Below are 12600 nucleotides of genomic sequence, written 5' to 3'. Positions count from 1 at the left end.
TCGATATTCAGTCTGATATGATAAACTTGGCTTTCCGTGAATTTACAGTAAAGAAGGGACTTCTACGATGCGTCATTTTTACAAAAAGTATATTTATATGCCTTTTATTGACCTTAGCTTTCGCTCCAAGCTATTCCTTGTGTTCGTACTGGTCACCATTATTCCAATGATGCTATTTGTCTATTTTTCTTTTGAACTCACAAAATCAAAGCTAACCGATCAAATTTACATCAATATGATGAATTCGACGGCCCAGATCAACAAGAACCTGGAGAACAAGCTGGACAGCTATGAGCATATTTCCGCTTCTATTTACTTGGATAATAGACTGGCCACTTATCTCACAAGCGAATACCAGGATGATCCATCTTATCTGGACGTCTATCAATATATTGGCAATCGTATAGATACGGTTATGGCTGCTTATCCAGATTTTGATAGCGTTTTCATGTATTCCGACAATCCATCACTGCCCAAAGATAATTACTATATCAAGCCGGTTACACCCGAAGTGAAAGAGACAGAGCTGTACAAGCAGTTGCAGCAGTCTCACGGAAACATTATTCATCTGACCTCACCGCAATCACAGGATAGTCCCGCAATGTTTACACTGGCTAGGTTACTCAACAATAATCGCAACCAATATCCCTACGGCATTCTGGTCTTCGAAATTTCCGAATCGGCGATCTATTCTTTAATGGAGAAAGAGACGGGTGGGAAAGATAGTTTTATTATTAATGACAAGGGCCTAATTTTATCAGCCGCCGACAAACAATTATTAAATACAAGTCTGCCAGAATTGCTTAATCAGAACTTTGAGGAATTACCTTCTGGTAGATTTGATACTACATACAAAGGGGTAAAGGCATTCGCCGTCTATAACACGCTCAAAAATGGATGGAAAACCGTCTCTATATTCCCTTATGACAGTATCATTCAGGATGCTAAATCACTGTCCGAGCTCATTATCAAAATTTCTCTGGCCTTTATAGGCGTAGCACTATTGCTTATTTATATAACTGCTTCGCTGTTCAGCAAGCGTATTCGAACGTTAATCCGGATGATTCGGCGACTTGAACGCGGTGATTTCAATCCTACGAATGATGAATATTTGGGCAATGATGAGATTGGTCAGCTTCATTTCGCCTTCAAACAAATGACCACACGCTTAAAAAGTCTAATTACCGAAGTGTATCAGAAGGAGCTCCAGAATAAGGAGGCAGAGCTTGACCTGCTTCAAGCCCAGATTAACCCCCATTTTCTGTACAATACACTAGGCTCTATCTCTACTCTCGCCCTAAGGCATCAAGATACTCGTATTCAGGATTTGGTGCTTCATCTCGCCAAGTTTTATCGAATTTCCCTGAATAAAGGGAAGAGCATTTTGACCATTAATGAGGAATTGAAGCTGACGCAAAGCTACAATGCTATTCAGCTCATCCGCTTCAAAGGGCAACTGAACATCACCTACAATGTGGATGAAGCGATCTTACCTTACTCTACAGTCAAGCTAGCCTTGCAGCCCTTTGTAGAAAATGCGGTGCTTCATGCGGTGTGGAATCAGGAAAGCCCGCTAAATATCCATATCAAGGGAGTAATAGAAGATAGTGATATTCTTCTATCCGTGATTGATGATGGCATGGGGATGAGTCGTGAGACACTTCACGCTTTGCTTGAGGATAAACCCGGACGAGGTTATGGGATTTCAAACGTAGACCGGCGAATAAAGCTGAGATTTGGTGAGAACTACGGTATTACGGTGTTTAGCAGGCTTGGAATAGGTACCACTGTGCAAATTCGCTTGCCACAAAAAGAAGTGTAAGGGAAGCATGCTGAGATCGGATGAAGCTTTAACAACATCGAACATGTCCCATCTGTTTCGGACCGAGGAGCTCTTATTTCGATAATTTAGGGCATTTCGCCGGGCTATCGGACTCAGAGGCAACTATCCGCTCATTTGCACTCCAAAACTGTGCATTTGTATGGAGATAAGAGCCATACAGTCCGAAGTCATAGTAAAACAAGCTAAATATCCGAAATAGCTGCAATACGGTCCGAAAGTTGCAATCGACAGCATGATTCTAATCACCAAATTAATAGAGCGCTTCTCTGTTATCAGAGAAGCGCTTCTTCATGCTACCTGGGCAACGATGGATCACGCCTTCTAGTCCCAACTTAGATGTTCCTCAGGTGCGAATCAAAACTAAAGAGGCTGTCTCAAAAGTAGCATCCACCACTTTTGAGACAGCCTTAATTAGCACTACTTCATAATCAAGTTATAAATCACTTGGGTCGCTTCTGCTCTCGAAGCGATCCCTTTTGGTGCAAACAGACCCTGACTTTGTCCTTGAACTAGTCCTAGGCTGGCTGCTCCCTTTACAGAAGCAGCTGCCCAAGAGGAGACCTGCTTCATATCGGAGAACGCCACGTCAGCCGAAGCAATGGTTACTTTGCCATTCTTCAGTTCATAAGCTTTCATTAACATTACCGTGATTTCTTCACGGGTAATCTGTGCTGCTGGCTCGAACTTAGTCGCACTTCTGCCGCTCACGATGCCCGCCTTGTAAGCGATAGAAATGGAATCCGCATACCAAGCAGACGGTGCCACATCAGCAAAGCTGACAGCTCCCCTTGTGGTCAACCCAAGGGAATGAACGAGCATAGAGGTGAACTCGGCACGTGTAATTGCCCGATTTGGTTCAAACTTGTCTTTGCTAGTACCTTGAACAAACAGCTTCGCTGCCAGCTCTTGGATTGCAGGACTAGCCCAGTGATTGGCTGGCACATCAACAAAGGTCCGTTTGAGCTCCAACACAGCATATTTACTGAAGTGGTTAACTTGTGCGGTCAATACACCACCAGCATAAGTCGCAGGGACATATTCCAGCTTGCCGTTATCCGCAATATAGTAGATGCCTCCACGTTTGGAATCAAAACCTTCTCCCACTGTCAGGCTTAGCGTAATGGGCTGATCGAACGTAGAGAGCGTTTCTGTTGTGCCAGTTTTCGTAGTCACCGACAGACTGAACTCATAAATATCCCCCATGAGTTTAACATTTGCGTGAGTAGTTCCCTCCGCAGCAGCAATGATCTCATTAACCGTGCTGCTCTGTGGTACTAATTTCAGGGTTATCGTGCTATCATCCCGCTGGCCTTCCGGTAGCTTATTCTGCAGCTGTCGGAGCAGATCCGCAGGCACCTTCATAGAGAACTTACCGGACTTCAGAACCAGCGTGTGATTCGCCAACTGGCGAACTACATCAGGGGATAATTGTATTTGCTGTATGTCTCCCTTAATTTCCACGACCACTTCACCAGACGCACCATCCACTTTCAGCATCTCCGGCGTGAGGAGTAAGGTTCCTGCGGCATTATTGGGACCTGTATTGCTGCCAGGGGTACCGCTGTTGTTACCCGGATTCGCAGGAACTTCAGGATTTCCCGGTTCTCCTGTAGAGGCTGCTTTGACTGTAACCTCTACCGTAGCTTTGAATCCACCGTCTACTGTTTCCACAGTAATTGTGGTTTTTCCAGCGTCTACAGCTGTTACCGTTCCGTAGACTACAGTGGCTACAGACGTATCGCTCGAAGTCCAGCTTACCGCTTTATTCGCCGCCTCCTCCGGAGACAGGGTAGCCGTCAACTTTCCGGTATCACCAGCGGTCAACGTAAGCTCTGCCTTATCTAGTGTTACACCTGTTACTTTCTTAGGCACAGCTGTCAATTTAACCAATTTCGATTCAGTCGCCTGCAAGGACAATGCGAGTGTTCCTGAGATAGTCGAAACCTCTCCGGTCCATAAGTCTTGCATCGTGTACGATTCCGCTACATCCAGCCCGGCGCGACTAAGATTCACTGTTTTGTCTGCCGAGGCATTGGCGCTGTAGTTGAATACAGCCAGATAATAATCGTTGCCGTCCTTCATAACAAAAGTATCGGCTGCATTCGCATTCGTATTTCCTTCAAGTGGCTTGAACACTTTTCCTTTTAACGCTAATTCGAGAACCTCCTTGTTGTTAAACAAGGCAGTCATATACTCCTGTGCCTTTGGATCGTTAACATCATCAGAACCGAAAAGCACTGTACCGGCGATGACGGCAGAGTTCATGCGGCTACGAGCTTCAGTCAAGCTGGAAGCTCGGGCCAATGCCAAATGATCGGGATCCGTATAGGTGTAGATCGTGCCATTTTGCCAGAAGCCATACGTTAACGAATTCAGCATGTATTCCGTTTCATTGATCTTGCCGTAGGTGTCGCAGGAAATGCGTCTGCTGTGTGCATATTGGCTTGGAAAGATTGGCGCAATAGATGCGCTAATGAACATTTTTCCGTCCAAACGCTCTTTCACATAACGCATTCCTTCATTATAAGCTTGAATTCCTGTTGTTACGGTTGGATCGATATGTTGTCCCTCAAGCGAGCCGTGAGTCAAGAAATCCAATTTGATGAAGGTGAAGCCCAGATTCTTAAATTTGTCCAAGAAATAATTCATGCGCTGCTTAGCACCTGGATGAGTCACATCCAAAGGAAAAGCCCCATCCAGCGTAGGCAGCGGGGTACCCGCGGCATCTTTTAGGACAATATCACCGTACGTATACTTATTGTCGGTGCCCTCTACCGGCTGGCTCATATTGTTGCCCCAATATACAAATGGAGCCCAATAGATACCTGCATGTTGACCATTGCCCTTAATTACTGATACAGCGTCAGCAAGCTGCTCATCATTCAAATTATCCCAATAGGAATCCATATTGATAAATACATTGCCGTTGTTGTTGAAATTGTTCAGGTGCTCCTTATAGTAATTGGAGACATCCACGACATCTTGGTATGAAAGCGAGCTTTCATACGCTCCCCAGCTGTTAAAGCCAACCGGCACACCTTGAGGCAGCTCCGGATTCAGCTCCAGTGGAGGCGTGATGATCGCATTGGCTTTTCCGTATTCCTCAAGTCCTGTGCGGTAATCACTGAATGCTCCTACCATAATCGTCGGTGAAGACAATTCCGTACTAGTAAGAATGCCATGAGGCTGGGTATCCCGTGTAACATCGCTGGCTGCGCCGCCATAAACCACTAGCTCATTCAACCGATTAGAAGAGCCTTTCCAGTCGATCCCGGTCTTCCACGTATCATGGGTTACAGACCCGAGCACAAGACCGCTCCGTGTCGAGTTATTGAATATTGTCGTCATTTCATAGCTGGTATCCGCACGATTCATAGATTGAGATTTGTAACGAATCCAAGCATCGTTGTCAAAAGGAACCGTCAGCACACGGTTATCTGCACTGGCACCGATATCCACGCCACCCGTACGCTTTACGGTAATAGGTGACATATAATTGGTCTGAAGCGCCGTATCACTAACTGCATCCAGACGTGTTAAGAAATACTTCTGATCGTCGTAAAACTTGTAAACCTGCTTGAGCGTCGGCTGTCCAGCCGAGGTGTGAACAAATGTAAGCTCCACGCCTGTGCCGAAGCCATCCTGAATTTCTACTGGAGCACCAGCACTTGCATGATTCTCATAGCTTGAAGTCTCAATGAGAGTATCACCGAGTTTGATGCTGCTATAGATACCTTGCAGCTTCTGACCATCCGTCCATTTGTAGCTTGCATATCCGGACTTGGTATTATAAGCCACTTCATATTGACCATTCGATACGAGCGTTCCATAAGTATATTTGGTAACGGTGATGGCCCCGTAGTTATTCGAAGCCCCTGGTGTTCCCAAATCTCCATCCTCTTCTACTGGAGGATTAGGATCTGTACCCATAGCAGGTTCAATAATGATTCGATCCAGATCTGGTGCGTACCAGTTGCCGTCTGAGAATTTGATTGTATTCTCACCTTCGTTCAGCGGCAGGGTTAGATCATATGTGCCAACCGTATCCCAGTCTGGCGTCTTAGGCAGCTCATAATACTGTTCTGTACCGCCATTGGCGCTAACATAGAAACTGCGCGGGTCGCCTGAAAGATAGGCTACTGTGATTCGATAATCACCTGTCATAGGAGCTGTAATCTTGTTGAAGGTTATAGAACTACCTCCATTCAGGTACCCTACCTTCTGACCGCCGGAAGCATTCGGGCTATCGCCAACTCGCGCCTCTCCAGTCAAATTATTGATCGAAGACTCTGCTTCATAGCTAATCGTGTAAGGAATGACCTCTATCCGATCGAAATCTGGAGAGTACCAGTCATGATCCGAGAAGGTGATCGTATTCAAACCTTCCTGCAGAGAGGCTTCCACATCATAAGTTGCTACCGTATCCCAGCTTGCCGTCTTTGGTAGATCAATCAGTTCATCCGGCCCAGCATTCACCTGCATATAGACAGGACGCGGGTCACCGGAAATATAAGAAATACGGATCAAATACGTTCCCGCTGCTGGCACAGTGACATTTGTGAACTGTAAAGTACTGTTTTTATTCATATCCTTTACAATTTTGCCACCGGAGCCAACGCTGCTGTCCGCTATCTTGGCATTGCCTGTAATTATATTTTCAGGCGCTTCGGCTTCGATGACTGCACCATGCAGATTCTTCTTCCAGTCGCTGCCTTCGCCTTCGCCCGAATCGTCATCGTCCAGTCCGCGGATTACGATCTTGTCGATGTCTGGAGAATACCAGTTGTTGTCATCGATCAGGATGTTATTCGCTCCAGCATTCAGCGGAAGTCTCACATCATAAGTTCCCACCGTATCCCAGTCCACTGTCTTGGGTGGTTCTTCAAACTGCTTATCGCCGCCGTTGGCACTGATATTAAATGGCCGCGAATCGCCAGAGATATAGTACACTGTAATTTTATAATTCCCGGCCTCACTTACAGTCACATTATTGAACTGCAAAGCACTTCCTTGATACATACCTCCGACTTTCTTTCCCCCGGAAGCCGCTGGGTGGTCAGAAATAGAAGCATTGCCACTCAGAGCATTTCCATCAGCTTCAGCTTCATAGGTATTCACCGTATCATCGGCATAGACCCTGCTGGCAAACTGGCCACCACTGCCCATTACTAAGCAGATAATGACAAAGAACAAGAACCCTCTTTTCATTGCTTTCCCAAACATTTAATCCCTCCGTTTGTAGGTCTCCTTGCACTTTTGTGATATTCGGGCCATAACCGTCCATCAAGTCATCAAAGGAGTTGAATAAGAAGCATCTTGAAAGCGCTACCGATTTTCGATGAACTAAAGCTCCTTTAATTGCCTTGATGAATGTTGCCCCTCACATGTGCTGAGTTATATTACATGCCTAATTGTAAAAAGCAGAGGGGCGAATATCCATATCGCAAGTTTACTATTCGTAAGGGAAAGTGACTTTTATTTCCTATTTGCCGAACTGAAGTGCTGGCACATTCATAGATTCTTCCTATACTCGTTAGGCGTAACCCCTTGGTTCTTCAAAAATAGGGAAATAAAATAAGACGTGCTTTCGTAGCCGACTCTCTGGGCGATATCCTGAATTTTGAGCGAGCCGTCTGCTAGCAATTCTGTGGCCTTATCGAGCCGAATACGTGTTAAATAATCATGAATCGTGATACCGGTCTTGTCCTTAAAAATGGAGCGCAAATAGTTGGGCGACAAATAAACCTGATCAGATAAGCTATTAATCGTAATTGGCTGATCAAAATTCTGGTCGATCATACTGCGAACCTTGTGAACTAGCTTCGTATTTTTGTCCATAAGACGCTCACCCAGCATGCTCATGGCATTGCCTGCAGTACCAAGGATCAAATCCTCAATCTCATTTAAAGTCAGTGCATTATAGATGGAATGATATAACTCTGCCCGCTTAAACCCCTCGGGAACAGGCTGATGCAGTTGCTCCAGCAGCTCGTCGACAAGATCAATCGCCCAGTCGCAGATATTTTTTTTCTTGATTCTCAGTGTGGCAAGTCCCTCGAAATATTGATGCAGCTTCTGTGCAGCTTGCTCGAAATCTAGCTGATTGATGGCTTCAAACCACTCTTTTTTATTAAAAGGTGGCACATGTTCGCTATCGAAGGGGTTCGAAATCGCCAAGGCATGGATAATGGAACCCGTACCTTTATAGAAACGCTCGTTCAGGATTTCGCGCGTCTGCTTATACAGACAATGAACCTCCGTTAATTCCGTTTCCTGCGCACCGACTGCTGCCGTCACCGTGAAATCCAATCCACTTCGGATAGCCGCAGCCAAATCCTCCCACGCATAATACCCAGGCTGTTGGCGCGCATCCATAAACACACCGATCTCCCCATCTTTGTAAGGAACAAAAACCGTCTCTATATTCTTCGACTTGAAGAAGTGGTCCAGAAAAGCTACTAACCGGTTCTTACAATCCTCCAGGCTCTGCTGTTCACCCTCTGCCTCAATGGGATCGATACTGAACAGTGCCATTGCGTAGCGATTCTTCTCAGGCTGACGGGTAAGCTTGCAATAGTTGATCGCCAGATCAGCGGCGTGTTCCGCATTTTTTTCATAGGAAAGCTCCTTAAGAAGGTTCGTTTTAGCCGCCTCCATAGACCGTTTCTTCATTTGGACTTCCTCACAGCGCTGCTTCACTTTTGCGATAACGCTTCCAATTTCGCTCAAATCGAGCGGCTTCAATAAATATCCGACAGCACCTACATTTAGGGCCGATTTTACATAGTTGAATTCATCATGTCCAGTCAGGAACATTAACTGCATCCAGTCATAGCATTCATGTATTTTTTTAGCCATTTCAATACCGTTCATGATCGGCATCTGGATATCTGTAAGAACAATATCAGGTCTAATGGCCTCTATCTTCTCTAAAGCCTCTCTACCATTACTCGCAGTTCCGACGACATAGATCCCCATTTCTTCCCAGCGGATATAGTCTCTCATCATCTCAAGGCCCATTTCTTCATCATCAACTAGAAAAATACTGTACACAGATGTCCCCTCCTCTTTGTTGTCTACTTCTTCTATTATATTCTTTTCCCCTAAAGCGACTATGGTCCAAATAAATGAAAGTTATTTTCAGGCATAAATCGTTAATTTACAGTTATCGGCAAAAGGGCTATCCGGTCCATAGCAGACCGGATAGCCCTTCAATCATGCACTAATAACCCAGCATAATTAAAGCGGGGGTTCAAATCACCCCCGCCGAATCATTATACCAACTCCAACTGGTTGTTGAAATAGTAGCTTCCGCCTATTTCTCCTTGGACAGTAGTTCTTCTATCTCCAAATCGAAGTGTCACAGTTCCAGGTGAATAGGTACGAATCGTAGCTTCCACCAACTGACCATTATCCCAAGCTATATCAACCTCAGCATTCCCTTTGACCCGCAGTCCAGATACCGATCCTGTACCCCATGCTTTTGGAAGCGCCGGCAGCAGATGAATCTCACCCTCATGGCTTTGCAGCAGCATCTCTGCAATGACAGCCGTCCCCCCGAAATTCCCGTCGATTACAAAAATATTGCACTCTGCTCCTCCAATGCCTGATTTGGAAAAGCTCAATAAATTATCGAAGCTGAGTCCACCAATCAAATGAGAAATATGGTTAAAAGCCTTCTCCCCATCATGCAGTCTGGCAAAGCTGAGACCGAACAATGCGGCGGTAAATTCCACATCCTCTAGTTCTTCTTGAACCATCCGGTTCTCAAGCGTTACTCTCGCTGCAGCGCTAAGTTCAGGTGTCTTATCCGGTGTGATCTGGTTACTTGGATATACCGCGTACAAATGAGCCAAATGCCGATGCTCCGGCTGCGCTTCCTCATAGTCTTCCAGCCACTCTTGCAGTTGCCCTTTCTTGCCGATCTGAAGTGGTGGTAGCTTGGATATCGCTTCCTTCAGCTGCTCCTGTAGTTCCACGTCCGTATTCAGTAGCTTCGCAGACTTCAAGCAGAACTCGAAAAGGTCTTTCACTAGCATCTGATCCATGGTGGTGCCCATAGACAACTGTTGTACCCCCTCGCTGCTGTCCATAGGATAGAAATGATTCTCTGGCGAGTTCGAAGGTCCGGTCACCAGCCAACCGTATTTGGGATGAATGATCATATAATCCAGGAAAAATGCTGCTGCTTCTTTTAGCACTGGATATGCTTGTTGCTCCAGAAATACACGGTCCTGACTGTATTCATAATGTTCAATCAGATGTGTCGCAATCCATAGTCCGCCTGTAACGTTAAGCCCCCAGGATGTCTCCCAGCCTGGAGCCGTGAAACCCCAGACATTCGAGAATACATGCGCTACCCAGCCTTTGCTACCATAGAAATCGCGGGCGGTTGATCTTCCTGCTTGAGACAAATCCTCAATATAACGCATTAATGGTAAATGACTATCCCCGAGATTTACGACCTCCGTCGGATAATAATTCATTTGGGTATTGATGTCCAAATGATAATCACAGCTCCAACCCATACGGCAAGCCTCACCATCATTCCAGATCCCTTGTAAATTCAGCGGTAATGGGGAGTCCTCACGCGATCCAGCAATGGTCAAATAACGTCCATACTGCAGAAACAACGCGAACAGCTGTGAATCCTTCTCCTGGCCCTGTGCCAGTAATCGAATGCGCTGGTCAGTAGGTAGATCCACCTTACCAGTGGTACCTAATTGGATATCCACCTTCCCATATTCTTGTTGGTAATCAGCGATATGATCCTCTTTTAACTGCACATATCCTTTGATCAAAGCCTGCTGTACTGTGCTGCTGCTCTCCATTTCCCACTCCGAGTTACTACGGTGGTAATCGGTACTGACTGCAAAATAAATTCGAGCCTCATTGGCTCCGGCAATTCTCAATTGGCCGTTCCCTCTGTATATCGTACCGCCGGAAATGCTCACTTTAATTTGTCCCTTTGCCCATACCCCGCAAGTGCCGTTACTATGCACATCCTCCGTGGCTTGTCCTTTGAATTCAATGGTGTCGGCATTCACGACTTCAGCCGTAAACGACTCTGAACCACCCTTCAGACCGATCGTAAAGGATACCCCCCCTGGTTCATCACTCCAAATTTTTGAGACCACCAAATCATCAGCATGGGAGGCGAAGATCTCACGATGCAGCGTTGACTCTTTACTTTGAACCACTGTCCGAGCCACCGCACAGGTCAGATCCAGCTCTCGCTCGATCGCCTCTTTTGCCCCGGAATCCACGTCCTGCTCCGCAAAATCAATGACAACCTCACATAAACTAAGATTCGTACCGAAATTCCGCTTCTTCGGCTGCAGATGTTGTTTGGCTAGACGGTCACCTTCGTTATAATCGCCAGCAAAGAAATGATTTCGCATCTCTTCCAGCGTAGCTGTACCTCCCATAGGAGCAGGCTCCGATTCAGCTTGACCCGACCAGTAGGTGACCTCGGTCATGTTCCATACCTCACGATACGGAGCAGCTATCACTACTGCACCTATTCTTCCGTTGCCCAGAGGCAATCCTTGTGACCAATCTGTTGCAGGGGTAGAATACCATAATTTAAAATCGCTCATTTTATCTTCTCCTGTCTAAAGTAGAATCTGTCCAATCGAGATAAACCCTTCTGAAGATGTTGTTAATTAATCCGCTATTCATTTTAAACCACTAATAATTACCTCTCTCTAGAAACGAATCACACTTTCTTTAACCTATCCAACCTATTGCGGATTCATTGCGTTTATCGTATCATTTGGACTATTAACTGTCTTTGTTGACCTGTTCGATTATTTGACGATTTGTACGGTAGTCCAAGGAAAGAGGAGACCGCATGCACAAACTATCTGAAATTACGCCGTATGTAGGAGCAATCATGCCATATGTGTACGACGGCAGCAGCAATGAACATCTGAGAGTTGGCAATGTATACGCGTTCCATTTGTTTACCGATGGCCCAGGCGAGATGGAGATCGATGGAATACGTTATCCGATTGAGCGGAGAACGCTTGTTTTTCTCCGTCCCGGCCAGCCCCATGCTTTTCATATCACGCCTTCTCATCCACTGTCGTCCTACAACGTCTATTTTGATTTATGGGACAACCGCTCTCCAATATCCAATAATCTTTTATTTATCCATGCGCCTGAAGACTTACAATTTGAAAAAAAAGCCATCGAAAGAGCCTGTGCCGAGCTGGAAGAGTTACCTTGTGTATTCCCACTAGCCAAATATCCCCTGCTATACGATAGCCTGGTGATGATTGCCAAGACTTACAATGACGCGCTGTTCTACCGCAATGAGGCGGTCAATAGTTATCTGTACGGCTGGATCTTGAGCTGGTATAATGCCCTTCATCAGCATCAGCCAAGTGATTATCGTATTGTCCGCTTACTGGAATATTTGAACACCCACCCCGAACGTGGTAAATCTATCGAAGATTGGGCTCAGCTATGCGGGCTCAAACGAACATATTTCCATGAGCTGTTTCTACGAGAAACCGGAATGACGCCACGCGTCTATCATCATAATCTAGTCATGAAGCGGGCGGCAGGTCTGCTTCTGGAGAGCGAGCTTAGTGTGACTGCGATTGCCGAGAAGCTGGGCTATCCTTCGATTCATCCCTTCTCCAGACATTTCAGTGCCTACTATGGCATTAATCCAACGCAGTACCGCCTGAATCCGCAAAGCCGACTACGAATGTAAGCCTCCAACAAAAAGAATACGCGCTATCCGCGAG

At 46.0% G+C, this 12600-nt stretch carries 5 protein-coding genes; 2 read left to right on the top strand and 3 right to left on the bottom strand.

The window, feature by feature from the left end:
* Window positions 1-67 precede the first annotated feature (67 nt).
* Window positions 68-1822: a sensor histidine kinase gene (locus NSS67_RS10970; RefSeq protein ID WP_339319558.1), complete on the top strand. Its 1755-nt coding sequence runs from the start codon at window positions 68-70 to the stop codon at window positions 1820-1822.
* Between the two features lie 438 nt (window positions 1823-2260).
* Here the strand turns inward: NSS67_RS10970 and NSS67_RS10965 are convergent, their stop codons facing one another.
* From NSS67_RS10965 to NSS67_RS10955, 3 genes are all read right to left on the bottom strand, one after another.
* Window positions 2261-7066 carry an S-layer homology domain-containing protein gene (locus NSS67_RS10965; protein WP_339319557.1) on the bottom strand — a complete coding sequence of 1602 codons (4806 nt, stop codon included), beginning with the start codon at window positions 7064-7066 and terminating at the stop codon, window positions 2261-2263.
* Window positions 7067-7354: 288 nt separating this feature from the next.
* A complete protein-coding gene (locus tag NSS67_RS10960; RefSeq protein WP_339319556.1) occupies window positions 7355-8896 on the bottom strand; it encodes a response regulator in 1542 nt (513 codons plus the stop codon).
* A 221-nt stretch (window positions 8897-9117) separates the two neighbouring features.
* Window positions 9118-11442: a glycoside hydrolase family 95 protein gene (locus NSS67_RS10955; RefSeq protein WP_339319555.1), complete on the bottom strand. Its 2325-nt coding sequence runs from the start codon at window positions 11440-11442 to the stop codon at window positions 9118-9120.
* 254 nt (window positions 11443-11696) lie between these two features.
* Between NSS67_RS10955 and NSS67_RS10950 the strand changes: the two genes are divergently transcribed.
* Complete coding sequence (locus NSS67_RS10950; RefSeq protein WP_339319554.1) at window positions 11697-12566, top strand: AraC family transcriptional regulator; 870 nt, start codon at window positions 11697-11699, stop codon at window positions 12564-12566.
* Window positions 12567-12600 lie beyond the last annotated feature (34 nt).

Source organism: Paenibacillus sp. FSL R10-2734 (assembly GCF_037963865.1).
GTDB lineage: Bacteria > Bacillota > Bacilli > Paenibacillales > Paenibacillaceae > Paenibacillus_AQ.
This window is presented reverse-complemented; position numbering and strand designations above follow the sequence as displayed.